General features: G+C 56.3%; 20 protein-coding genes. 2 read left to right on the top strand and 18 right to left on the bottom strand.

What is annotated here, in order from left to right:
- From GGR27_RS10185 to GGR27_RS10165, 5 genes are all read right to left on the bottom strand, one after another.
- Positions 1 to 1380 carry a hypothetical protein gene (locus GGR27_RS10185; RefSeq protein WP_168037343.1) on the bottom strand — a complete coding sequence of 460 codons (1380 nt, stop codon included), beginning with the start codon at positions 1378 to 1380 and terminating at the stop codon, positions 1 to 3.
- Entirely contained in the window at positions 1361 to 2164 is an 804-nt protein-coding gene (locus GGR27_RS10180) for a type III pantothenate kinase (protein WP_168037342.1), read from the bottom strand. The genes GGR27_RS10185 and GGR27_RS10180 overlap by 20 nt, the downstream gene beginning before the upstream one ends.
- Before the next feature lie 70 nt (positions 2165 to 2234).
- Complete coding sequence (purH, locus tag GGR27_RS10175; RefSeq protein WP_168037341.1) at positions 2235 to 3761, bottom strand: bifunctional phosphoribosylaminoimidazolecarboxamide formyltransferase/IMP cyclohydrolase; 1527 nt, start codon at positions 3759 to 3761, stop codon at positions 2235 to 2237.
- Between the two features lie 205 nt (positions 3762 to 3966).
- Positions 3967 to 4872 (bottom strand): hypothetical protein, encoded by a 906-nt coding sequence (locus GGR27_RS10170; protein ID WP_168037340.1) that lies wholly within the window; start codon positions 4870 to 4872, stop codon positions 3967 to 3969.
- Positions 4873 to 5012: 140 nt separating this feature from the next.
- Positions 5013 to 6647 (bottom strand): ABC-F family ATP-binding cassette domain-containing protein, encoded by a 1635-nt coding sequence (locus tag GGR27_RS10165; protein ID WP_168037339.1) that lies wholly within the window; start codon positions 6645 to 6647, stop codon positions 5013 to 5015.
- Positions 6648 to 7213: 566 nt separating this feature from the next.
- Here GGR27_RS10165 and GGR27_RS10160 point away from each other — a divergent pair.
- A complete protein-coding gene (locus GGR27_RS10160; protein WP_168037338.1) occupies positions 7214 to 9328 on the top strand; it encodes a carboxy terminal-processing peptidase in 2115 nt (704 codons plus the stop codon).
- A 208-nt stretch (positions 9329 to 9536) separates the two neighbouring features.
- Here the strand turns inward: GGR27_RS10160 and GGR27_RS10155 are convergent, their stop codons facing one another.
- The 9 genes from GGR27_RS10155 to GGR27_RS10115 form a co-directional block, all read right to left on the bottom strand.
- On the bottom strand, positions 9537 to 10097 hold the full coding sequence (locus GGR27_RS10155) for a pentapeptide repeat-containing protein (protein ID WP_168037337.1): 561 nt from the start codon (positions 10095 to 10097) through the stop codon (positions 9537 to 9539).
- 341 nt (positions 10098 to 10438) lie between these two features.
- A complete protein-coding gene (locus GGR27_RS10150; protein WP_168037336.1) occupies positions 10439 to 10825 on the bottom strand; it encodes a hypothetical protein in 387 nt (128 codons plus the stop codon).
- 481 nt (positions 10826 to 11306) lie between these two features.
- Positions 11307 to 12251 (bottom strand): hypothetical protein, encoded by a 945-nt coding sequence (locus GGR27_RS10145; RefSeq protein WP_168037335.1) that lies wholly within the window; start codon positions 12249 to 12251, stop codon positions 11307 to 11309.
- Between the two features lie 137 nt (positions 12252 to 12388).
- Complete coding sequence (locus GGR27_RS10140; protein ID WP_168037334.1) at positions 12389 to 13858, bottom strand: sugar transferase; 1470 nt, start codon at positions 13856 to 13858, stop codon at positions 12389 to 12391.
- Positions 13859 to 13875: 17 nt separating this feature from the next.
- Positions 13876 to 14721 (bottom strand): hypothetical protein, encoded by an 846-nt coding sequence (locus GGR27_RS10135; protein ID WP_168037333.1) that lies wholly within the window; start codon positions 14719 to 14721, stop codon positions 13876 to 13878.
- Positions 14722 to 14766: 45 nt separating this feature from the next.
- Positions 14767 to 15768 (bottom strand): Gfo/Idh/MocA family protein, encoded by a 1002-nt coding sequence (locus GGR27_RS10130; RefSeq protein ID WP_168037332.1) that lies wholly within the window; start codon positions 15766 to 15768, stop codon positions 14767 to 14769.
- A gap of 175 nt (positions 15769 to 15943) precedes the next feature.
- Complete coding sequence (locus GGR27_RS10125; RefSeq protein WP_168037331.1) at positions 15944 to 16927, bottom strand: glycosyltransferase family 2 protein; 984 nt, start codon at positions 16925 to 16927, stop codon at positions 15944 to 15946.
- 9 nt (positions 16928 to 16936) lie between these two features.
- Positions 16937 to 18205, bottom strand: coding sequence for a dihydroorotase (locus GGR27_RS10120; protein WP_168037330.1), 1269 nt, complete (start codon positions 18203 to 18205; stop codon positions 16937 to 16939).
- Between the two features lie 62 nt (positions 18206 to 18267).
- Positions 18268 to 19377: a Fic family protein gene (locus GGR27_RS10115; protein ID WP_168037329.1), complete on the bottom strand. Its 1110-nt coding sequence runs from the start codon at positions 19375 to 19377 to the stop codon at positions 18268 to 18270.
- A 144-nt stretch (positions 19378 to 19521) separates the two neighbouring features.
- On the opposite strand from GGR27_RS10115, the gene GGR27_RS10110 reads away from it, so the two are divergent.
- On the top strand, positions 19522 to 20055 hold the full coding sequence (locus GGR27_RS10110) for a hypothetical protein (RefSeq protein ID WP_168037328.1): 534 nt from the start codon (positions 19522 to 19524) through the stop codon (positions 20053 to 20055).
- A gap of 12 nt (positions 20056 to 20067) precedes the next feature.
- Here GGR27_RS10110 and GGR27_RS10105 read toward each other — a convergent pair whose 3' ends face one another.
- The 4 genes from GGR27_RS10105 to GGR27_RS10090 all read right to left on the bottom strand — a co-directional run bounded on the left by GGR27_RS10105 (position 20068) and on the right by GGR27_RS10090 (position 25626).
- Complete coding sequence (locus GGR27_RS10105) at positions 20068 to 22098, bottom strand: BatA domain-containing protein (RefSeq protein ID WP_168037327.1); 2031 nt, start codon at positions 22096 to 22098, stop codon at positions 20068 to 20070.
- Positions 22099 to 22369: 271 nt separating this feature from the next.
- Positions 22370 to 23746: a type IX secretion system plug protein gene (locus tag GGR27_RS10100; RefSeq protein WP_168037326.1), complete on the bottom strand. Its 1377-nt coding sequence runs from the start codon at positions 23744 to 23746 to the stop codon at positions 22370 to 22372.
- 138 nt (positions 23747 to 23884) lie between these two features.
- Positions 23885 to 24493, bottom strand: a complete 609-nt coding sequence (locus GGR27_RS10095) for a DNA-3-methyladenine glycosylase (RefSeq protein WP_320060350.1) — start codon at positions 24491 to 24493, stop codon at positions 23885 to 23887.
- 443 nt (positions 24494 to 24936) lie between these two features.
- Positions 24937 to 25626, bottom strand: a complete 690-nt coding sequence (locus tag GGR27_RS10090) for a ValS family protein (RefSeq protein WP_168037324.1) — start codon at positions 25624 to 25626, stop codon at positions 24937 to 24939.
- Between the last annotated feature and the right edge of the window lie 103 nt (positions 25627 to 25729).

Raw genomic sequence — 25729 nt, 5'->3', positions numbered from 1 at the left:
TTAGTTTAATTTGCGTTTAAAGAACCAGGAGTTATCGTTGAGCGAAAAACCCACGGTGAGTTGTACATAGTTTTCGTCGAGGACGTTGGGGACACCGAACTGCCCGAACTCGAGCGCGAAGTCCAGGAAAGAAACCTGGTTGCGTGGCAAACGGAGCGGGAAACCAGCCCCCAGGGTGATGGCATTACGCCGGGCCTGGACGCCATTCACGGCGCGGGGGTCGTCTTCTAAACGAACGCCAAAACGATACCGTACCCTCTTCAAATAACTATTGTAAGAAGAAATGTTCGGTATGTACTGGATGCCAAAAGCGATGCGGTTGGCGTCCATCAGTTCGTCCGGCTGGGCGGAGTTAGCGTAGTTACTCGTGTTCTGCATACCTACTTCCACACCGACGTAGAGGCGATTAATGTCCTCGAAAGCCACCCCTGCCGTTATCGATGACGGGAGCGTCACCTTTCCGGTTTGACCCTCCACGAAGCGGATGGTATCGGAACTACTGAATTGGCCGGTGGGGCTGAACCGTCGCAGGGTCTGGTTGGACTCCGACTCGATGCCGCCGCCAATCTGGCCACTGACACCGAGCAAAATGCGTTTGCCGTTAGGCGCCAACTCACCGGCCTCATTAACAGATTTGAAATCATACGCGTACTGCAGGCCGTAGCCAAATGTAGCGCCGCTGATGGAAGTTTCTTCGAGTAGCTCACTGGCTAGTGACTCGGGCAACTCGTTAAAAAGTACGAGCCGGCTGTTGGTGATCTTGCCGAAGTTATAATTGAGGTTCACCCCGGCACTCAGCGCCCGGTAGCGAAACCCATTGGACCAAGAGAAGCGATACGCCCCCCCGTTGCCTTTGAGCACGTTGGAGGTCTGGCCGAACTCTTCGTCACCGCCCTGCAGGAGCAAATCGTAGCCTACCACCGAAGTCGGTGCAAGGCTGAAGGCCATGCCTGCGTTCCAGCTGTCGTCTTGCTGGTCCAGGTTGAGGTTAATTGGGTTCCGCAACGGAAACCCGAGGGCTAGGTAGCGTAAGTTTCCTTGATTCGTCTGGATTGACCCGCTCTGATCTTCCAAGTTAGAAAGCCGCCCGTAAAGACCGAGCTCGAAACTAGTAGCGGTCAACGAAGCGAGTGAAGCCGGATTCTGAATGTTGAGGTGGTAGCCATCCTGATAGGTGGAGAACATACCCCCCATGCCGCCATTTACGGCGTGGGGTTGGTCCAGGGCATCGCCGAGGCCAATCCGCGAAAGGGGGCTGTTAAGTTTGGGGCGAATGTCGACGAAATCCGAGAGCAAACTCTGGGCGTATAGCCCCGCACCACCGCTACAGAGTAGCAGGGCCAGAAGGAGTAAGCTTGGTTTACGATTCGTTGCGTACATAAATTGACGTTAATTGTAAAAGGCCACGCAGGACCAAATCAGGGCGAAGAGAACAGGGGACGGACAATTTTTCGGCGAGCCACTCACCATCTCCCCCCGTCAGGACTAATTCCAAACCGGGATGAGCGGGTAGTAGCCGGAAGTACAAACCTTCCAGTTCGTACACCAGACCGAGTTGGGCTCCGTGGCGCAATGCACTTACCGTCGTACTGCCGACCGCACCTTCTACCGCGGCGGGCTCGGGCTCGGGCAGCTTGGCCGTGAATTCGTGCATGGCGCGCAGCCGCATCCGTACGCCGGGGCTGATGTTGCCCCCCAGGTGCGTGCCGGTGCCGTCTAGTAGGTCGGTCGTCACGCAGGTCCCCGCATCCACGATTAGTTTGGCTCCACTGTCTCTTGCGGGGGTAGGCGTGGTCGCGGGTGCAGTGTTCGGGGGGAACGAGGCCAGGCAACCCAGTACCGCCGCAATCCGGTCCTGACCCAGCGTCTCCGGCGTGGCGTACCGCGACGGGAAAGGCAGGGGGTTTCCGGCTTGCAGGCTGATCACTCGGCGCTGCGCTTTTGTCCATTTGTCCATCAACTCTCGTGGTGGCACGTTTGCCACCGAGGAATAGACGATGTTCTCGACACCGTGGTTGGTTACCAATCCATCCGCTACTTCCCAATTAGGGTATTCGAAGCGGACAATCGGACCGGCCAGTGCTCCTCCCACAAACACGGCCGCTTTTGCGAACGAGTTACCCAGATCGAGGGCGAGGGTGGTGGACCGGACGGGCGTTTCCATATCACGTTAGTCGCCCATAAGACGCGGAAAAAGGCTTCCGGGGTTCTTAAGCGGGCGTTAAATATTTGGCTTAGTGTTTAAAATGGCGAATACCCGTTGTGACCATCGCCATTCCACGGGTATTTGATGCTTCGATCGAGTCTTTATCCCGAATCGACCCACCTGGCTGCACGACGGCGGTGATGCCGGCTTCGTGCGCAATTTCCACGCAATCGCTAAAGGGGAAGAAGGCATCGGACGCCATGACGGCACCCTCCGTAGAGAAGTTAAAGGCGGCAGCTTTGTGAATGGCCTGCTTCAGTGCATCCACCCGGCTGGTTTGTCCACAACCCATCGAGATCATTTGGTTGTCCTTCACCAAAGCAATCGTGTTGGACTTTAAGTGTTTAGCACACTTATTCGCAAAAACGAGATCAATCACTTCCTGCTCGGTGGGTTCGCGCTCCGTTACCGTGGTAAAGTCCGTAGCCATCTCCGTTTTCCGGTCCGTATCCTGGGCGATGACGCCGTTCAGTAAGGTCTTGAAGCTGCGCTGCTGCTGCTCGAGGTGATGGTACTGCAACAGGATGCGATTCTTCTTCTTACTGAGTAACTCCTTAGCCGCGTCGGTAAAATCAGGCGCGATGAGAACCTCGTAGAACAGCTTATCGATCTCCAGTGCGGTCGTTAACTCGACGGGCTTGTTGGTGATGAGGATGCCACCGAAGGCGGAAACATTGTCAGAAGCCAGCGCAGCCTTCCACGCCTCCACTTGCGTGGGCCGCACGGCAATGCCGCAGGGGTTGGTGTGCTTGAGAATGACGAACGCGGGGTCACCCTCGGTAAACTCGGCCATAATACCAACGGCGGCGTCGATGTCGACGAGGTTATTGTAGCTAACCGCCTTGCCGTTGAGCTTGGTGAACATCTGCTCGAACCGTCCGTAAAAAGTCGCTTCCTGGTGGGGGTTCTCTCCGTAGCGAAGTGAAGTGGCGTTAAGTTCGCTGACCTTTAGTACGTCGAGGCCACCATCTTCATTAAAATAGTTGAAGATCGCGGTGTCGTAGTGGCTACTGATGGCAAACGCGCGGCGAGCGAGCAATCGGCGTTCTTCAAGACTGGATTCTCCCTTTTTCTCGGTGAGTATTCTCAGTAGGGTCGCGTAATCATCCCGGCTGGGGACGATGACGACATCGTTGTAGTTCTTCGCGGCGGCGCGGATAAGGGCAATCCCCCCGATGTCTATCTTTTCGATGATGAGCGCCTCTTCTTCCGTGTTCGCAACGGTTTCCTCGAAGGGGTAGAGATCGACGATGATAAGGTCGATTTCGGGGATGTCGTACTGCGCAAGCTGGTCACGGTGGTCGGGCTCGCGGCGAGCGAGAATGCCGCCGTGCACTTTGGGGTGGAGCGTTTTGACGCGGCCGTCCAGAATGGAGGGGTAGCCAGTCAACTCTTCCACGGGCACAACCTCGGCACCGCGTTCACGGATAAAGGTTTCCGTGCCACCAGTACTATAAATGATTACGCCCTGCTTACTCAGTGCGTCCACGATCGGGCCGAGGCCGTCTTTGTGGTATACGGAGATGAGGGCTGACTTAATTTTCCTTGCGGTCATATAGCCTTGGGGTTTAGCTTCGCTGCTACTTTGTGGTTAAGGGCGCGAAGATACGGCTTTGGGATTAAGCGGGAGCGCCGCCGGTGCCCATCGGTTGTGGTAGATAAGCCTAAACCGGCGCTGAATTTGCCTAACTCTCTTTGCTCCTTCATCGATCTACCCGGCACCCGCGACCGCGCCCCTTTGATCATCGCCGTATTGATAATTATTCGATGCCCAGCACCCAGCCTTCGTGCCCGAGGATTTGCCCGCGCTCCCGATTGGAAATGTTTATGGGCCCCGTCAGCCAGCGCTCGAGTTGCCCCGTTTGCTGCTCCGCCCGCAACCACTTTACGTAAGTGCTGACCTGTTCGCGATCCAGTATTTCGTCTTCCCGCGGCACAACTAGGTGGCTAGGGTAAATTTCCGCGTGCAAAACCAGGGGGCCAGTGGCGGGGATTTGCGCGAAAAAGTCCGTCTGAAACGGCCAGATGAGGGATGTCACACGGAGCATTTCGTCCGTAAAAGCCAGATCGTGCAACCGCGGAATACCGACCAGGGACTGCCCGCCGACGCTCCCCGTGTAAGCGAGTTTCCACGGCGGCTGCATTTTTTTGGCGCGCAATTCTACCAGCCGCCGCTCGGCCAGGCGGACGTGCTCGGTTACAACCGGATAATCAAAGTCCTTGCGCGCGCCCAGGAAGGGGCCCGCCTGGCCCCGCGGGACGCCCCAAAAAGGACCGTTCCGCCCCGTGATCCGGCCGTTGAGTTCGTTACCGACGGCAAAACGATTGTTGTCGTTGTCAGCCCGGTCAGTAATTAGCTGATCTAGTAATTCCCAGACGCGCAGCCAGGGTTGTTCCCGCCCCAGCCGTAATGCCTCCGCCAGTCCCGCTGGGTACCCGAAGGCGAAATCCCACCCCACCAACGTGCGCCGTTGTCGCTTCACCATCTCGCACAAACGTAGCTTCAGATACAATTGCACGCCCTCCCGCGTACGAAAATACTTAGCCGTGACGCGCCCGGTGGCACGCCCCTCCCCCACCCAGATGGCGTCGCGCGAAGGTTTTTTGGGGCTCGGCGTAGCCCGGGAACTCCAGTCGATGGCGATAAAGTAATCGAATGGCTGCAAAGAGAAATTAAGATTTGGGGTGGAATCGTGGCCTACTGGCCCTTAAAGACTACTAACCCGTGGCTATGATAAACAGAAAACCCGGCAGGCCCTCGCGGGGCTCACCGGGTTTTCTCGTGTGCTTTTCGGGTTGAAACGCCTTAACTAACCGGCTCACCGTGCAGCGTGCTCCGCTTTTCGGCAATTTCTGGAGACATCAGGTAGTCGTCGTACTCCATCAGGCTATCGATCACGCCGCCCGGGCCGATTTCGATGATGCGGTTGCAGGAGGTCTGCACTAGTTTGTGGTCGTGGGAGCTCATGATGAGGTTGCCCTTAAATTCCGTGAGCGAGTTGTTGAGCGCGGTGATGGATTCCAGGTCGAGGTGGTTCGTCGGCTCGTCGAGCAACAGGAAGTTGGGGCTCTTCAGCATCATCTTACTGAGCATGCACCGCACTTTTTCGCCACCGGAAAGCACGCTACTGTTCTTATGCACTTCTTCGCCCGTGAAGAGCATCCGACCGAGGAAACTGCGGATGAATTGCTCGTCCTTGTTCTCGCTGTACTGGCGCAGCCACTCCACCAGGTCGAGCTGGTCGGCTTTTTGGAAATACTCGGCGTTTTCGTTCGGTAAGTGCTGGGGCGTGATCGTCTGGCCCCACTCGATGGTGCCGCCGTCGGCCTCCGCGTCGCCGGCGAGGATCTCGTAAAAGGCCGTCAGGGCGGTGGCTTCACCCGCCAGAAGGGCAATTTTGTCGCCGCCGTTCATCGTGAAACTCACGTTATCGAACAGGACGGTGCCTTCGGGGGAGCGTTTGCTGAGGTTGCTGACCTTGAGAATCTGGTCACCCGGCGCGCGTTCCGGCTGGAAGGCGATGAACGGGTACTTGCGGGAGCTCGGCTTGATGTCGTCGATGTTGAGCTTTTCGAGGGCTTTTTTGCGACTCGTTGCTTGCTTTGACTTGGAGGCGTTAGCGGAGAAGCGCTGGATGAATTCCAACATTTCGGCGCGCTTCGTCTCCACTTTCTTATTCTTGCTGGCCTGTTGCTGGAGGGCGAGCTGGCTGGATTCGTACCAGAACGTGTAGTTACCCGTGTAGATGCTCGCCTGCTGGCGGTCGATGTCCACGATGTGGGTACAGACCATGTCGAGGAAATAGCGGTCGTGGCTCACGATGATGATCGTGTTGGGGAAGTCAGCAAGGAAGTCGGCCAACCAGTGGACGGTCGGCGCGTCCAGGTCGTTGGTTGGCTCATCCAGCAGGAGGATATCGGGATTACCGAACAGCGCCTGTGCCAGGAGCACCTTTACTTTTTCCGGGCCGCTGACTTCACCCATGGCCTTATAGTGCAGGTCTTCGGTGATGCCCATGTTGGACAGCAGCTCGGCGGCGTCGGAGTCGGCCGTCCAGCCACCCATTTCACCGTAAGTGTTTTCGAGTTCGGCGGCGCGCATCCCGTCGGCGTTGGTCGCCTCGGGGTTCATGTAGATCGCGTTCTTTTCTACTTCGATGGCGTAGAGTTCCTCGTAGCCCATCTTGACGGTGTCGAGCACGGTGTGTTCCTCGAAACCGAAGTGGTTCTGGCTCAGGACGGCCATCCGATTGCCGGGTTCGAGGCTGACGTGGCCGCGCGTGGGGTCGAGTTCGCCGGCGATGACGTTGAGAAAGGTCGACTTGCCCGCACCGTTTGCACCGATGATGCCGTAGCAATTACCGTGGGTGAAGCGGACGTTGACTTCGTTAAAGAGAATACGTTTACCGAATTGGACGGTCAGGTCGTTGACGTTCAGCATAAAGGATAGGGATTACGACCGCAAAAGTAAGAAATACGGGGTTGGCGGCGGATGTTGTTAACAGCTCAATTTTGGGTTTGGTTGAGGGCGGCACTGGTAGGCGGTAAGCTGGTGGGCGGTAGGGCTCCGCTTGCTGTCCCCCGTGAACGCCAGGGCGCTCGCCCCACTAATTATCGGAGCGCCCAACTGCGTCAGGTGTGTAGTAAGCCGCACGCATTAGCGAAACGAAGCCACTCTGGGTTGGTGAAGTGCTGCCTGGTTCGGGTTTTTTGCGCGGTCGCGGGTGCAGGGAAATACGTGAGAAGGCCGACGTGCGTTACGGAGCGGGCGGTTGAAATCACCCCTCTTAAGGGGCCGTTAAACCGCGGCTGGCTTACGGCGCTACGCAACCACATCCCCTCCCCGATCATTTAAGAGGGGAAACCCGCCCCGGCCAACAAAAATCGGCTTGACGAGCGGTCGCATAATGCTTAAATTTGCTGGCCCCGCTACCCCACCGAATAAGTAGCCAGGCAAACGCGTTAAACCTTTCTACTTCCCCCACCTCCGGTCCAACACTCCTCTACATGAAATTTCGTGGCGCCCTATACCTAGTTCTTCTACTGATGACCAGCGGCATCTTTTACGCCGCTTACTCACCGGAGGACTTTCCGCCGGGGGACAAGGATTCCGTCATCATCCAGACCATGATGCGCAACCTGGAGAAATACCACTACAAGCCGCTGAAGATCGACGACGATTTCAGTGAGCGGGCCTACGATTTCTACCTCAACGACGTCGATGGCAGCCGCCTCTTTTTTACCCAGGAGGACGTAGACCAACTCGCGCCCTACCGTTTGATGATCGACGACCAGATTAATGCCGGCACTTACGACTTCTTTAATGCCGTCCAGGAACGCATGACCGCCGCCGTCGATAAAACGGCGGGCATCTACACCGAAATCCTTACCGCCCCCTTCGCCCTCGAGCGCGGTGGCGACATCACCCTGCGGGTGGAAGACGACTCGGAATGGACCAAAAACGACCAACAGCTGCGTCAGTACTGGGAAGACTACCTCAAGCGAGACATCCTCAACCAGATCGTCAGTAAAGTAGAGGAGAACGAAAAAAACGATTCGCTGACGGTCAAACCTACACCGGAGGAACTGGAAGTCGACATCCGTGAAAAAACGCTCGAACGTTACGTCAAGTGGACGAAACGGATGCGGGAAGGTAAACTGTCCATCAAGCGCAGCCAGTACCTGAACGCACTGACCTCCATGTTCGACCCGCACACGAGCTACTACCGCCCGCGGGATAAAGAATCTTTCGACATTCGCTTCAGTGGTCGCCTCGAAGGCATTGGCGCTACCCTACAGACGGACGACTCCTACACCAAAGTTACCAGCCTGGTCGTCGGCGGCCCCGCCTGGAAGGGCAAGGAACTTGAAGTCGACGACATGATCATGTCCGTCCGCCAGGGTGGTAAGGACACCATTACGGACATCAAAGACATGGCCGTAGAGGACGTGGTTACCTACATCCGCGGTAAGAAGGGCACCACGGTAGTTCTGAAGGTCAAGAAGCCGGACGGAGCAGTCCAGGAAATTTCCATCGTGCGCGACGTGGTCGTCATCGACGACAGCTACGCGCGCTCGCTCATCGTATCCGGCAAAACGGAAGAGGAGAAGATCGGCTACATCAACCTGCCGAGTTTCTACGCTGACTTCCAAAATAAAGATGGCCGCTTTTCCGCAAAGGACATCAAAGTCGAGATTGAGAAACTTAAAGAGCAGCGCGTGGATGGCATCATCCTCGATCTGCGTAATAACGGCGGCGGCTCCCTACGCGACGTAGTGGACATGACTGGATTCTTCATTCCCGAAGGCCCCGTCGTCCAGGTGGCTGGCCGTGGTGGACAGAAAGAAGTGCTCCGCGATAAAGACGATGACGTCGTTTACGACGGCCCGTTGGTCGTGCTCGTCAATCAGTACTCCGCCTCCGCCAGCGAAATCATTGCGGCGGCCCTGCAGGATTACAACCGCGCCGTCATCGTCGGCAGCACGAGCACTTTTGGCAAGGGCACCGTTCAGCGCTTCATCGACCTGGATCGCACGATCCCCGGCCGCTCGGAAGTTAAGCCGCTCGGTTCCGTGAAACTGACGATGCAGAAATTCTACCGGATCAACGGTGGCTCTACGCAACTCCGCGGCGTCGTGCCCGACATCATTCTTCCCGATAGCCGTTCCCTCCTGGAGACCGGCGAACGGCAACAGACGGCTCCCCTGGAGTGGACGAGCATCGACCCCGCCAAGTACAGCCAGGACGTCTACAACATCAATTTTATGGATGAGCTGAAGCAACGCTCCGCCAGCCGGGTAGCCGATAACGGAACCTTCCAACGGATCGAGGAGAACGCCAAGCGCGTAAAAAAACAGAGCGACCGCAACACCTACCCACTCGCGCTTTCCGAATACCAAACCCTAATCCGCGCCGCCAAAACGGAAGCCGAGATGTACGACGATCTTTTTGACGACGTCGTCAACCCCGGTGTGCTAAACCTGGAGGTAGACCTCGAACCGATCATCCAGGACGAGAGCAAGACGGCCCGCAATGATGACTTCAAGAAGGGCGTCGGCAAAGACGTTTACATTCAGGAAGCGATTAACATTCTGTCCGACATGCAGGAGTTGGCGAAGTAGTCACCTGAGTTAAAAGTAAAAGCCCCGATGCGCAGGATGCGCGTCGGGGCTTTTTGTGTGTGCTTCACCGGTTGATTAAGGTGCAATTATCCATTAGGTTGAAGCGGGATTGTACAAAACGTACTTTCGGGATGCGTTGCTTTACTATTGGTCAGATCGTAACCATCGTGACGTTCGCCCACCAGCGTACCGGCTCTCAAACCCGACGCTACTCCACCACCAAACCGTATTCCTGCAGCAGGCCTTCCAGCCCAGCTCTGCTAAATTTTGTGCCCCGCAGGCGGTTTTCTTCCGGAGAAATTTGAAAGTTGAAGGCGGTACGAAAGTCTGCCTTGCGCAGATCGGTCCGTTCGAAAACGGCGCGTTCGAGGTCACATTCGGCGAAGGTGGCGTCCTGGAGGTTACAGCCCCGGAAGTCCGTTTCAATTAGTTTACACCGCTTAAAGCTGATGCCCTTTAGTTTGCGGTCGTTGAACGAGGCGAGTTCCAGGTTGGAGTCCCTGAACTTGACGTTGAAGCCGAATTCCTTCGTGTCTTCAAAGTGGACGCCGATGAGTTTGCAGTCTTTGAAGTTAACACCCTGTAGCCCGGTCTCCTTGAGTTTAGCGTTACTCAGGTCGCAGTTGCTGAACGTGCAGTTTTCAAAAAGACTTTCGTTGAGTTTCGATTTGGTCAAGCGGCAACCCTCGAACCGGCAGTTCTCGTAGTGGCCCGTGGCGAGGGCCGTAACGTCGGTATAATCCTTATCCGAGTGGTATTTCTTGGCCATGTAGCGCTGCTGCTCTCTCCGCACCGGGCAGGACGACACCGTCGCCCGCGTGCTTAAAATGAATACGGGGCAAGCCCTGAGCGACTTACCTACGTCCGCCCCGCTGGGTGACCAATTTGGGCCAGCGGGATGGATACGGGGCGAATATAGGGTAAGCGGTTGAATGGTGTTTGTTTTACTTAGTCACTGTGGAGATAAAACCTCCGGTCGCTAAGCGCAGCAGTGTAAGTCTGGCGTACCGATTTCCGCCAGCTATTCAGCATCGCACCTCCACAAAAAAAAATCGTGAGCGGCCCGTTTGGCCCGCCCACGATTTTGCTCGTGCTGATTCTTTTGCTGCGTTACTTCTTTTTCTTCTTGGTTGCGTCGGAAGTGTCCGCTTCCCCAACCATTTCGAAATGGCTAGCCTCGGTGATGGTTTTCTCGTCGCCCGTTTCCGGATCGGAGTAGGTACGCTCACCCACTTCAACGCTGAGCTTTTTACCGACGAGGTCTTCACTGTTCAACTTACCGGCCTTCATGCCAACGGCCTGCATCAGTGCCGCGAGGATGGGCTTGCTGGGCTCACTATCGTAGAAGCGTTGCTCCACGAAACCGTCTTCGTTCTCCATCCGGGCGTTAAAAAAGGGGACATCCTTGTATTCGCTACGGCCGTCGGTCACTTCGACGATGGTGACGGTGTGGCGGCCGTCCTTAAGGCGGGGGGATTCGTTTACGTTGACTTTCATAAGACTTCTGTTTTATTGTTTGTTAGTTAATCGCAAATAATAAACAAATTGTTCTTTATGGGTTGAAGTTATTTAGTCGTTCGTCGAATAGTGAAGTGATTTATTACTGATTGCAGCTATTTTCACGCACCAACTACAAAACAAACTATGGCAAGCGGATCGGCAACCGGTGCTATTCAGACCATCAACAACAACGCCAAACTTCGCGGGCGGAAGTTTGGCGTCGTGGCTCGCAAGCGGCGGAAGGATTGCTACGTTAGGAAAGAGAGCAACCCTGGAAATGGAGCTACTCTAGCTTCGCAATTAAGATTCAGCCAAGAAAACAGAAAAAGGAAGATATCAACTCAAGCAAGCGGAATAGCCGTACTACTCATAATCTGCTGCCTCTCGTGCGTACTGTTCCAACACATCGTGCGATAGCATACTCAATCACGGTACTACCGCCTACCCACCTACCGCCTAATTCCTATCGCCTAAACTCCTACCGTAGGTTCACGCTAGCCGCCCCCAGGAAACCAATATCCGTAAAGATCTGCGCGCGGTAGATGCCAGCCTCCAGCTTATCGTCTAATTCGTGAGTAAAACTCAGCCGTTGGCTGCGTTCGATGTTTACGTCACGGCCTTCGAGGGCGATGAGGTCCATTTTGGCACCGTTGACCGTCGCTTTGGCGCGTACCGGGTTCTCACTCATCACGGGCGTGCCGGACTGGTCGGTCATGACGAGGTAGATCGGGCGGACGCCGAGGTATTTTTCGGGGACGTCGCTCAGGTCAAAACTTACGTTGACGCGGCGGGCGCGGCTGGCGTTGGCGGTTACTTTCGTGCCCGAGCTTCCGCGCAGCAGATCGACCTGCATGGCCGTCGCCTTGAAGTTACCCAGACTGAGGGCTTCGATCTCGGAAGCCATGGACCGGTTCATCGTTTCCATGTTGTCGGCCGTTTTCTGGGCCTGGTACGCGATGGTTTTGGTTTCACTGAGGTCGCGGCGTAGGGTGACGTTTTCCTTGCGCAGGGTCTGGTTTTCGGTTTCGAGCTCGGCGAGGTTGGTCTCAATCATGGCGCGGGCGTTGATGAGGTCCTCGATCTGGAGGCGCATCTGGTAGGCCACGTCGGTGTCGTTGGTGGATTTCTTCTGGGCGCGGCGCATGTCGGCCAGGGCGTTTTTGGTGGTTTGTTGAGCCGTGGAGAGTTGGCCTTTGAGTTCGATGTTGTCGGCGGCGGCGGCTTCGTAAACTTCGCCAATGCTGTCTACCTGGCTCTCGAGGCGGGCGCGGAGGATTTCCAGTTGGTCGACTTCGGCGCTCATCGTCAGGTTGTCGGCCTCGTATTCGGTGGCCGCGCTGTTACGGGTGATGCCCCAGATTAGGCTTGCCAGAAAGAGCAGGCCGAGGATCACGGCGATTATGGTGAGGTTTTTCTTGTTCATACTAGTTTGGTAATTATGACAACGAAGATACTGCGCGGACGCAGGTGCCGGGTAATCGGGTTCGGAAGCAGCGGTACTTGGGCTAACCCACGCGAAGGCCACACCGGCGAAAAAAACCCTGCACCTGCGTCCGCGCCCTACTTCCCTTTCCCCTGCAGCAAAACGACGACGGTGTAGAAGAGAATCTTAAAATCCAGTGCCAACGACCGGTTCTCGATGTAAAGAATGTCGAATTTAAGCCGCTGGATCATCTCTTCCACGTTACTCGCGTAGCCGTATTTGACCTGCCCCCAACTCGTGATCCCCGGCCGGACCTTGAGCAAGTGCCGGTAGTGCGGCGCCTGGGCGCTGATCTGGTCGATGAAAAATTGTCGCTCCGGGCGTGGCCCCACCAGCGACATCTCCCCCCGCAGGACGTTCCAGAACTGCGGCAGCTCATCCAACCGCCATTTCCGCATAACCGCGCCCCACACCGTGCAGCGCGTATCCGTGTCGCTACTCAACTGCGGGCCGGCTTCCTCCGCGTCCGTGTACATCGACCGGAACTTGATGATCTCAAACGGCTGGCCATTGTGACCGATCCGCTCCTGCCGGTAAAAGATCGGCCCGGCACTGGAAAGCCGCACCCGAATCGCTACATAAATCAACACCGGCGAAAGTACCAGCAGCATGGCCGCCGACGTAACTACGTCCAGCACCCGTTTCGCCAGCCGCTGCCAACGCGGCATCATTTCTTGCCGCACCTCGATGAGAATGGCACCGAAAACCTGGTCCATCTTCACCGTGCCCAGCATGATGTCGTACATGTCGGGGATGACCTTGACGAGGACCCGGTCTTCGTAATCGAACAGCACGTTCATCACCTCCCGCAGGCGGTTGTGTTGGTCCGTTTCGATGGCAATAATCACTTCCTCCACGTTGTGCTCCTCAATGACGTTGGCGAGCACCTTCAAATTCCCCAGTAGCGGCAATTTCGTCGACAGCAAAGGCTGCACCTTACTCTTAGCGTCCACAAAACCGATGAACCGGTAGCCTAACTTTTTTCGCGCGCCGTCGATCTCCTGATGCAGCTGCAGGGCGGCATCGGCTCCGCCGACGATGAGCGTGTTGAAAGTAACCAACCCGTTTTTCAGCTTGCGACTCGCCCGCGTTAGCAAGATCATCCGCACGAAGGCCGTCAGGCTAAAGTGCAGCACGAACAGCGCGATCGGGTTCTGGTAGTAATCGTGTAAATCCCCCGCCGCATCGTTCAGCAAAATTGTGAAGAACAACACCACTACGCCAACGAGCGTAATCCCGAAGGTTTGCAGCAGCACGCTCAGGCGACTCAGGCGGTAGATGTCACGGTACTGGTCAAAAATAGCGTACGCCAGGCACCACCCCGTTGCGATGGCCAGCCCCCCGACCCAAAAGTTCTCCTCCGCCATTAGGGTGGCCAGGTCCGTTCCCTTGCCTTCTTTGATGTTGCGGCTGACGTAGAATAACGACCAGGCGAGCCAGGCCGCGAAAAAATCAACGGCCACGTAGACGCGCCGGTCCCGCTGGCGAATACTGAGTGTATCCGGCCCGAGTTTGGCGGTGATGTCCGGGATGGCGGTGCTGATCATGTTGGCTAAAGGTGGGCCTAAAAGTAAAGCAAGCGAACGTTATCCAGGTAAATTTCCGCGCGTTCGTTGTCACCGAGCAAGACGGAAGACAGATAGATTTCCAGCTCGTCCAGGTTAGCTACGGCAATCAACTCACTCAGGTCGAAGTAAATTTTCGTCCACTCGTCACGCGGTGCGGAAGTCGGGTCGAAGCGTTTGAACGTCACCCCGTTCTGCTGGCCCGTCACCCCCCAGGCGACGGGGGCATCACTCCGAAAGTCAACCTCCAGCCACACGTAGGGCCGGTTAGTGAACAGGTCGCGTAGTTGCTCGTTGGAGGCGATCTCCACCACGCGGCTGTCGGCGTCCACCGTCAGCTTACCCGAAAAGGCCCCGCTACGTACGAACTCCGTGGTGGGAAGCAGTTGGTTTTGCCCTTCCAGTTGGGTAACGAATACGCGGTCGCGGTTGTCCTCAAAATTCTCGATAAATCCGAACTTTACGTCCGTACGGTAGCCAGTCGTCAACGTACCCAGGTCGAGCACCTGCTCCGCCGCGAGGTCGACTTGCCGCTCGATGGGTGCGTAAAACTCGTAGACGTCCGGCGTCGCGCTTATCCCGTTACGCCGCACGCCCGCTTGAAACCGTAGTTCCGCCGCCCCGATGCTGAAGACGGGAATACGGGCCGGAAGCGGGTAGGCACCGATGAAGTCATTCCCGTTGAACGCCCAAACTTCGGAGACCGCGCTGGTGGAGCCGCCGAGGTCGGGCGTCACGATCTCAATACCGCCAATGAGTACGTAAGCGGGCGCGTTGGCCAGGTCTTCCTGGCAACCCGTCAGGCCAAATACGGCTAAAAACGCAAGAAGGATGGAAACTCTCATTGGTGACGAACTTGGAGATAATCCAACGTAAGTAATGACGCTAAATTACTTTTCGGGCGGCAGCTTACCCGCGTTGGCGGCCACGGCTTCCGAAATGCGGTGCGCCAGCTCCAGGGCCTTGTACCCGTCTTCAATGCTCACGGCGGCGGGCCGGTCATTGACGATGCTCTCGGCCAGGCTCTCTAACTCCATTTGAATGGCGTTGATGGGGCCGCTGTCGGGCTGGTCGACGTGAATGATGCGCTGGCCCTTGGGCGTATCGAGCGGGAACTGCTGGCCCTGCTCGGGAATATCGGTCGCGTCCGGATTGTAAAGCCGGACGATCTGGCTTTCCTTTTCGAGGAGATCCAAACTGATGTAGGCGTCGGGCTGAAAGAGCCGGACTTTGCGCATGTTTTTCAGACTGATCCGGGAGGCGGTCAGGTTGGCAACGGCGCCGTTTTTGAACTCGATGCGGGCGTTGACGATGTCGGGTTTGTCGCTCACGACGGCCACGCCGCTGGCCCGCACGTCCGTCACTTCGTCGTCGGCTAGTTTAAGGATGATGTCGAGGTCGTGGATCATCAGGTCGAGCACGACGCTGACGTCGACGCCCCGGGGGTTGAACATCGCCAGGCGGTGGGCTTCGATGAAGTAAGGCTTGACCTTTAGGTCGCCGAGGGAAAGTAGGGCCGGGTTGAAACGTTCCACGTGGCCCACCTGCACGGTTTTCCCGGTCTTAGTAGCTAAGTCGATGAGTTCGCGGGCCTCGTCGAGCGTCTCCGTCAGTGGCTTCTCCACAAAAACGTGGCACCCGCCATTCAGGGCTAGTTTAACCATCTTGTAGTGGCTCGGCGTGGGGGTGACGACGTCGACGACGTCCGCGGCGGCAATCAGGGCCTCCGCCGTTTCGTACCGTTCGAGCTTGTATTCTTTGGCAACCGCGAGCGCGTTGGCTTCATCCGTGTCGTAAAACCCAATCAAGTCGTAGTGCGCCCTGGCGAGGCGGATGCATTTGAGGTGAATTTTGCCGAGGTGGCCGACGCCGATTAGTCCCATTTTTAGCATGGGGTGAAGGTACGGAGTGTTTTGGTCTGGGGTCTGTAGTCTAGGGTCTTTGGTCTAGGGTCTTTGGTCTAGGGTCTTTGGTCTGAGGTCTACAGTCTATGGTCTGGGGTCATTGGTCTGTAGTCTAGGGTCTATGGTGACTAGACTACAGACCTGAGACCTCAGACCTCAGACCTCAGACCTCAGACCTCAGACTACCTACTCGATCGTTGGTCAGTACTTTTTCCACCAGGTACTGATTTCGATCCGGGCTGGAGCGGGCGACTAGTTCGGCCAGGAAGCCGGTGACGAAAAGGATCGTGCCGAGGGTCATACACGTGAGGGCGATGTAGAACCAGGGATTTTGCGTCACTAACTCTTTAGGTAGGTTATTCGCTAACGCATAAAGCTTTCCGCCCCCGATCCAGAGGACGCTGGTGAGGCCGACGACGAACATGAGCGTGCCCAGCGTCCCGAAAAGGTGCATTGGGCGTTGGCCGTATTTCCCGACGAACATCAGACTGAGTAAATCCAGAAAACCCGTCACGAGGCGGCTGAGGCCGAATTTCGAGTAGCCGTATTTCCGTGCCCGGTGCTCGACAACCTTTTCGCCGATGTTCTTGAACCCGGCCCACTTCGCCAGCAGGGGCATGTGGCGGTGCATGTCGCCATAGACCTCGATCGACTTGACGACGTTGAGCCGGTAGGACTTTAGCCCGCAGTTAAAATCGTGGAGCTCGATGCCACTCACCTTGCGCGTCACGGCGTTAAAAAACTTGGACGGCAGTGTTTTACCGAGCGGGTCGTGCCGCTTTTGCTTCCATCCGGAAACCATGTCAAAACCATCTTCCACGATCATGCGGTGGAGTTCGGGAATTTCGTCGGGGCTGTCCTGGAGGTCGGCGTCCATCGTGATGACGACGTCGCCGGTGGCGTGTTTGAAGCCTTCGTAAAGGGCGGGGCTTTTGCCGTAGTTGCGTTGAAACTTGATGCCCTTGAGTCGGTCGTTTTTAGCGGCTAGTTCCTGCACGACCCGCCAGCTACCGTCCGAGGAGCCATCGTCGACGAGCCAGACTTCGTAGCTCAGCTTGTGTTCCCGCGCGACGCGGTCGATCCAGGCCGTCAGCTCCGGCAGGCTCTCTTCTTCGTTAAATAAGGGTACGACGACGCTGATGTCCATGCGACAAAGTTACTCCGCGGGGTGAAACTTCCCGTTGTTGACCACGCCGTGAATCTTCCCGGGCAGGTTGTGGCCCAGCAACGGGTTGTTCTCCGTTTTACCCAACAGGTCTCGCTTCGTGAATTCACGGTTGCCGTCGGTAGAAAAAATAACCAGTTCGGCTTTTTGGCGCGGTCGCAGGTGCAGGGGTGCTTGGTTGAGCAAGGTGCGGGGGCCGGCTCCTAGTTTCCCGACGATTTCGGTGAGCGACAACGCTCCCGACAAACACTCAAGGCACTGCCGAAAAGTGGTTTGGAGGGCGAGCGCACCGAAGTCCGCGTAAAAAAACTCCAGGTCTTTTTCTTCCCCGTGTCTTGCGACGTGGTTGGTTACGATGGCATCGATCGTCCCGTCGGCGAGGCCGGCGATGAGTGCTTCCCGATCGGCTTCCTCGCGGAGGGGTGGGATGATTTTAAAATTGGGGTCGAACCCAGCCAGTTCTTCCACGGTAAACTGGAGGTGAAGTGCGCTGACCGTAGCCCGGACGTTGAGCCCGGTGGCTTTGGCTTTCCGCACCTCCTCCACTCCGGCGGCGGAAGAAAGTAAGTGGACGATCAGGGTTCCTTCGGTATAATCTACCAACTCGATGGCCTGTTTCAGCGCAATCGTCTCACTCATCACCGGGATGCCCGGCAGGCCGAGGCGGGCGCTGATGGCGCCTTCGTGAATTTGACCTTCCGGGGCGAGGGTTTCGTCGTAGGGACAGATCATCACCAGACAGTCGCCCGCCTTTGCGTACTCTAGCGAGCGCTTGAGCAGGCTACCGCTGATCCTTTTTTTGGCTCCGTCCGTGAAGGCCAGCGCGCCGGCTTCCTGGAGTTCGAGCATTTGGGTGAGGTCCTTCCCGGCTAAGTCCTGACTCATGGCGGCGAGGGGAAGTAGATCGGTCGGTCCGGTCCCGTTGCGGCGCAGGAGGTAGGCTACGTCGGGGACGGCCTGGCGGGGCGGGTCGGAATTAGGCAGGACGGCCACGGAAGTGTACCCCCCCGCGGCGGCCTGGCGGACCAAGCTAGCGTAATCTTCCCGCTCCTCGTGGCCCGGGTCACCAAGGTAGGCGCCGACGTCGAAAAAGCCGGGGGCTACGCACGCACCTTCCTCAAAACTTTGCTCCTCCTCCCCACTACGCGGCTCCAGCGACCGCGCCACATCTTGAATCTCCCCGTCTTGAATACGGATGTCGACCGTCTGGCCGTCGTAAGGGCTACCGGCGTCGATGATGGTGAGTTGGCGGAGGAGCATGGGGCAAAAGTACGTTTTTTGCTAGCGATTAAACTGGGTTTTGTCACCTACACTGATCAGATCTATGTTTCTTTGATTAGTACGTACTGTGTGCTGCGGCCACCCGCCGGGCCTTTACGCAATAGCCCGTGGGCTATCAAGTAGTTTATGTCACGAGCAGCGGTATCCTGGCTGGTGCTTGTGAACTTGGCGTAATGCGAACTGGTCAATTTCCCCGCATAACCGTCCCAAAGCTTGTTTAAAATCACTCGCTGCCGATCGTTGAGCCGAACATCCTGGTGCCGTTGCCAAAAGTTCGCTTTCGCGAAGGTGTTCGTCATTACCGTTGAAGAGCCCTCAAGTGCGGTGAGCAGTGTTTTGAGAAACCAAAGTAACCACTCGGTAACGTCGAGTCCGCCCTTTTGTGAGCTTTCCAGTGTTCGGTAGTAGTATTTTCTTGCACTGAGAATGGCTGAAGACATGCTGTAAAAGCGTTGGTTGAATCCGTCGGCTCGTGCCAACATCATGTCCGTGACCGCTCGGGCAATACGACCGTTACCGTCGTCAAAGGGGTGGATTGTCAGTAACCAGAGGTGGACGATGGCAGCCTTTATGATCGAGTCATCGCTGGGTTGGTCTTTGTTGACGTAGTTAATTAAGGCAACCATTTCGTGCTCAATTATTGCCGAGGGCACCGCTTCAAAATAAACTTTCGGCCGGCCGAAAGATCCGGAGATCACCTGCATCGGATCATCGGTAGTATTGTCTCGGTACCGCCCTACCACAATTTTCCCCAGACCGCTTCTTCCGGAAGGGAAAAGGGACGCATGCCAGTTGAATAGTCGCTCGTGCGAAAGCGTTTGACGGTAATTCTGCGTAGCATCCAGCATCATCTCTACCATACCATCAACGTCGCGACCAACTGTAACCAGACCCGCCTTGGGTAGACCAAGTTTGCGGGCGACGGAAGATCTCACCTGCGCCAGCGGTAGTTCTTCTCCTTCAATTTTACCGTTAGTAATTACGTCCGTAACAATTGTCTCCATGCTGGCTTCTTGCCGGGGGTTAAAACCCCAGTCACTCACCCTGCCCATCAGGTATCCTTGAGCGTAGCGCACCTCCGCCAGCAGTGGCCCCACCCGGGCGGCTTCCCAGGTAAAACTTGGCCAATTTTTAAGTTGATGGACGTACATGAAGAGGTTTGCGGAGATTAAACCCGTTATTCTCCGCAAAAGTTGCGGAGAATAAGCTCGATATTCTCCGCGTCAAATAATTATGTAAATCTAGTGTAACACATCCGTCATTCCCTGCATAAACCAGGAAACCACAACAATCTAATGATGTACAAAAAAGCACTTAGCTTACTCCTCCCCCTACTTGTCTTCACCGTTGCCTCCTGCGACCTCGTCGACCCCATCTCCTTCCTTCTCGACGGCGGCGAAGTCATCTTCGACGTACCCGAGCAAGCCGAAGCAACCGAACTTAGCTTCGCCGAAAACAACGTCGAAACCGGCATCGCCGCGGAGTTAGACGATAACAACGTAGAGGTCGATCGCTTGCAATCGATTAAGCCGGAAACAGTCACGCTACGGCTGATCTCCCCACCCGATGGCGTCAGCTTCGACATCATCGACGAAGCTACCGTCAGCATTGGCGCCGCCGGTCTTTCCACAATTTCGTTTTCGCAGGCGGACCTGACGTCCGTAAGCGGCACGGAGGCAACGCTTAACGTCCAGGACGTCGAGATGCTGGAGTTGCTCAAGAAGGACAGGATAAATTACTTACTTACCCTGACGACCAATGCCCCCGTCCCCGCCCCCTTTCAGGTTGGCGTGACGGTGGAGTTTACCGTCGACGCGGAGATTCTGTAAATCGACTCAGTCTTACGCCCTCCAGAACCGGAGCAATAGCACCTCCACCAGGAAGAAAGCCAGGGCCGCCCAGATGAAGTAGCGCCAGAGCGGCGTCCCTTCGTTCCGCTCCCGAATGTCGCCGATCAGCGTTGCCTGGTTGGCGGCATTCAGGAGTTCGACGTTGGGGATGTCCGCCAGGCGTTCCAGCTCCGCTTCGTCGAGGTAGGTAAGGTCGGATTCGGCGCGGTCGTAATTAAAGGCGAAGGCGTCGACGGCTTCGTCACCCAGCAACAAATCGTAAACGCCGGCCTCGGGGACCTGGCCGCCCAGACCGATCAGTACCCGGTTGTCCACTACCCGCTGCTCGGGAATGAATTCACCACCGGGGCCGCGGAGCTTGTAGACCAGTTCGGCACTCGCGCTACGCCGGTTGGTTTGGATGACTTCGTCCCGGCCAATCGTGTAGGCCACCGGGCGGCGGCGACCACTGCTGATGCCCATTTTATAGAGCATGGGGATGAACACCTCGGCGTTGAGGGCGAGGTTGCTGACGTCACCGTCGAGTGGAGAACTACTGAGGTAGACGTTGCCTTCACCGAGGGGGTATTTTGCGAGCGCTGCGCTACCGTCGCGGTAGGTCAGTAACACTTCCTGGCGACCGGACCGCCCGACGGGGAAATTACCCTGGGTGACGGGGAGCCGGAGGCTGGCGGCGCGGTTACGGAAAACATCGCGGAAGATGAACTCCTCGGCGTTGAGGCGGCTCACTTCGCGCTGCTTCTCGTCGAAGGGTTGCAGGCTTCCCGCGCCCACGCGGCTGAGGAAAGTATTGTAGCTATCTACGTCGGCCACTTTTGGTGGGAAGACCAGCACGTTGCCGCCATTTTCGACGTACTGCCGCAATTGCTCGGCCAGCCCCGAGCCGATGCTGGGTTGCTCGCTCAGTACCACCAAATCATATTCCCCTACGCTACCGTAATCGATGTTGCGGCCGCTCACGTAAGTCGGGGCAAACACGCTCAGCCCGCCGAGGGCGGCGCGGAGGTTCCGGATCGGGGTGCCGTCGTCGTCGATGCTGAGCACACGGACCTTATCGGCGGTACGGAAAGTGACGTAGTAGGTATCGTCGAAATTAACGGGAAAGTCTTTGATGGCCAACGTAGCGCGTCCGACACCAGGGGTCGTGATGTTGAGGTAAACGCTGTCGACGACGTACTCGCCGGCCCGGACTTTCAGCGTCCCCTCCGGTTTGTTTTGCCCACCATAGTTAAGCGTCAGCCGGACGTTGTCGAGGTCTTCGGTGCCGTAATTGCGGACGCGGACGAGCAGCAAGTTATTTTGATTGAGCTGTGGAACGGGCGCTTCGAACCATACGGAGTCAATCGCTACGTTACGCTCCCGCACGGCCCTGAGCGGCACGAGATTGACGGCCACGTTCGTGTCCAGCCGCTCGGCGGTCAGATCGACGACATTGCGCTGAAAGTCGGAGACCAGGTAAGTTATCCGGTTGTCGATTTGTTCGGTGTTCAGCGCGGACCGCTGGCGGGCGTTCACGACGGACAAACGGCGCGAAGCGGGGCTACCCACAATTGCCTCCACCAGTTGTAACGCTTCCTCCTGCCCGACCAGACGTTGATTGCGTCCGGAAAAGTCGTTGTCCACCACCTGAAATCGGTCCTCCACGCCGTAAGCGTTGATGATGTCCCGCGCCCGGTCCGCCGCAATCTGCCGTAAAGAAGCCACCGAGCTTTTTGCCTCCATACTGAAACTGTTGTCGACGTAGACGCTCACCGCTTTTCTTCCCTTCAGTACCTCCCGGTCCGACGGTAAGAACGGTTGGGCGAACGCAAACACTAGGGCGGCTAGCGCCAGGCACCGCATTAGCAGCACCAGCAGATTCCGCAGGCGCGACCGCATGCTCGTCTCCTCCTTCACCTCGCGTAAAAACCGGACGTTGCTGAACGCTACCTTTTTGAAGCGGCGGAAGTAGAAAAGATGGATGATGATCGGGATGGCGAGCGCGGCCAGGGCCCAGAGGAAAGACGGATAGAGGAACTGCATTTTTGGTCTTTGGTCTGGGAGAGTTGGTCTTTAGTCTGAGGTCTAGGGTTTGACTAATCTTTTTATCGTCAGTTGATGATCAGACTTATTTCCTGCAATAGTCAGTACTAACATCCGCGAAGGTAGCTAATGGCACCCTGTTTTCTGAATGACCCGTCGCTCTTGATTGTTGTGCGCTGCTGAGCGGGTACCGCAAAATTTCTACTACCCAAACTACGGAGCCAGCGACTTACGGACCGCAGACCTAAGACCCTAGACTCTAGACCCAAGCCTAGTCAACGTTACTATTCAACACGGCCGTACCGACCAACCGATCGTAGCGCCCACCAAAAGGCCGCCAATAGATGAGGGCGAGGTAGTCATTTTCCGTCTCGTCGAAACTGCCTTCGGTGAGGGAATAATCCAGCCGGTCCGCCGGGTGGGGTTTTTTGCCGCCGGGTTTCGCTTCGGTAACGTAGTGGTAGTTATAGAAACCCTGCTTGAGTAGCGCCCGACCTACGTAAGCGCCGATGGTTGGGTTCCAAACCATTCTAAATTCAGGTTTGAGTTGGTACTCCGTGAGGCCACCGATAATGTACACGTCTTGGTCCAGCTCACCTTCCGTATCCAGCACGAAGGTCATCTGCACGTATTCCCCGTTGAAGTCAACTTGGAAGCGCGAGAAATTCGCCTGCAGAACGTCGTCGGCGATGTTGATTTGTGCCTGATCGTCACGGACGTTGATGAAATCACCGTTCAGGTCGAAATAATTAAGGTAGCCGCCGCCACCCCGGGGCAGATCCCGTAGCAGCATCATGCTGTAGTGTTCCGCTTCGTTGGTGATGCTCGCCATCCGGGTGCGTGGGGTGCGAATGGAACGAATGTCTAGGTTCCGGTATTCGTTCAGGCCACGGAAGGAGACCTTCCCCTGATAGTCAAACCTGACGGATTCGCGACCCAGGAAATTAGGGCGGATGCCGATCATGGCGTTATCCCAGCGGTTATTCTGGATGACGGTAGCGCTCAATTCCTGCAACGGTGCCCGCAGTTGCATTTGCTTGGTACTTACGCTCAGGTCTATTTCCTGGTTAGTATGGATCTTATCGATATCCGCCGCCCGCATTAGATTACCACTCACGCCGGCTACCGTTTCCTGCACCATGAAGCGGCGGGTAATGACGGGAAACTCGTCGTCCTCGGCGTTGTAAACTGCGAGAAGATAATTACCACTCACGTCCAGTTTCATGTTTCTGTTGGGGAACACGAGGTCGTAGTGCACGTAGTTTTTCAGGGTCCGGAGGCTGAAATCGTACGTTTCCAGGTAATCCACCGTGAAGCCGGAGTTGAACTCCAGCGGGCTCAGGGAGGAAGGCTGCCAGTCCTGATTACAGTGAATAAACCGGTAGCTGTAGCGTACGACCTCGTCACTCGTATCGTCAAACGAGAGCTGCAACTGTGCACTACCGCCGAGTTCGATTAGCGGATAGCTGTGCGGAAAACCCCTGATGTTTAGTCGCACGCTGCGCACGTTTTCTACGTACGTGTTGTCGTAAAATTTCAGGTTCTCATCCTGAGCCCCCACCCCCAGGGTCAGCAATACGCCAAAGATTAGGGCGACGGAGCGCAGGTGCCGGGAAATGGGGTAAGAGCGGAAGATCTTGATTGGCATACGAGTGGTGAATATAAATTTTCCCCGGGGGAGATAGCTAACCCGAGCGCTTTGGAGTACGGATTCACAATAGTCGCCCTACCCCAGGAGCCTATTAAACGCACAACGGCAAGGAATTACGCACCCGGGCACCAAGCTTTAGCTTTCTTTAAAGGCATTTAACCGGCTTACGAACGAATTTCCCCGCAGGAAGAGCCGCCACGGCTTGCTCACCCAGGGCTCCCCGGCGTAATCAATCCCGATGCGCGGTGTGGCCACGATGTCTTCCTGCGCCACCGGTTCATCCGGTAAGATCAAGCGGATTTCCCCCGCGGGGTCGAATAAGTTCACGCCGTTGAACCGCCGGTCGATGCCTAGTGCCTTCGTCAGCACCCCCGGCCCGCTGCTCAGGCGGGGTGTCATCCCCGTTAGCTTTCGCCGCCGCCGAATCACATCGAGGCCCCGCACCGGTTCCCCCGCACGAATGAGTACCGCGTGCGGCGTTCCTTCCGGCCCCGTCACGACGTTGAACATCTCGTGAATGCCGTAGCAGAGGTAGACGTAGGCCGTGCCCGGGGGGTGGTAAAAGACTTCCGTGCGTTTGGTTTTCTTGTAACCCGCCGCGTGGCTGGCCAGGTCGTCGGGCGCGAAGTAGGCTTCTACTTCGGTGATCATCACGCTGGTGGTTTCGCCGTTCGTGGTGGTCATGAGTTCGGCACCGAGCAAGAGCTTGGCGGCGGTCACGGGGTTGGGGGCGGAAAGCGGCACGAATATTGGTTTTATTGGAGATACAACCTCATGTTTCATCAATGTGTGGTTATGAGAGTTCTTCAGACTCGTCAGTTACACATCTGATGAACTTTAGTAAGTCGCTACTGCGTAGCGAATTACTAATGATACAGCCGGTGAGAACTGACTAGAATTTAATCAGGAGTCCAAACTCAAATGATTAGTTCACACCCGGCAGAAAATTGCCGGCAGCCACAGCTTGGTGATGGAAAGTGGGGTTCATATTGGTTTTCCGAACATATAGCTTCATTTCTCATCGGATGCACCTTACTATGCTTCCGCGTAGCGGAGAATAGTAAGATGGCTTCGCTGCTGCCAACGGCGGTCATCGGATGCGTAAATGAAGCGGGCACTCGCCCATAAAAAAGGCGTTCCCCAGCCTGGAGAACGCCTCGTTTTATCCTGTTGACAAACAACGACTACTAAAACTCATTTACCTTCTGCTTCGCCACTTCCACCTCTTCGATCTGCCGCTCGATCTCCTGGGTCTTGTTTTCCTGGTCGATGAGGTTACGGTCGATCTTGGCACGGGCTTCTTCGATGGCTTTCTCGGCGTTGCGAATGTCCTTTTCGTAGCCTTCCTTATCTTTTCCGAGCCGTTCGAGCTCCTTTTCGAGGTCTTTGAGGGTATCCTCTTCGTTCTCCACGTCCGTTTCCATCTGCTGGCGGCTAACGGCGAGGCCGAAGCGCATCAGGGATTTCTCCGCCTCGTAGTATTCCCCGCGGTCGAGCTCGGGGCTGACGTAGCCGTCCGGGGTGGCTATCCAAACGATGATTTCGCTACCTTCTTTACCCGTGGCGTTGATTTTACTGTACAGGTCGACCTTGCCCCCGGGGCTGACGCCGGGCATGGAGAAATTAAGGCTTTCCATCTCGCCTTTTCCTTTCTTGACGTTTCTCGTTTTCACGTCGTAAGTATCCTTGAGCCAGTCCGACCACATCTTGTCGACCATCTTCTCGTCCGCCGACGGCAGTTCCAAAATGATGGCGTCGTTGTTGCCGCGGCTGTGCGACAGCCGTTCGCTACTCACCTGCGCGTCCAGTACTTGCGAGCCGGCCAGGAGGGCCAGCAGTAAAAAAATTGTCGTAAAAAAGAGTTCACGTGTTTGCATGTTGGGGTTGGTTGGTACGCTACTTGAACGCTTACCAAAGATACACGTCACACCACAAACCGTTAAATTTTGGGCGCGGCCCCGGTAGCCATCGGGGGTGCGA

The organism is Neolewinella antarctica (assembly GCF_011927835.1).
In the GTDB taxonomy this organism is placed as follows: Bacteria; Bacteroidota; Bacteroidia; order Chitinophagales; family Saprospiraceae; genus Neolewinella; species Neolewinella antarctica.
Note: the sequence above shows the minus strand (reverse complement) of the source record. Positions and strands in the feature narration are given on the sequence as shown.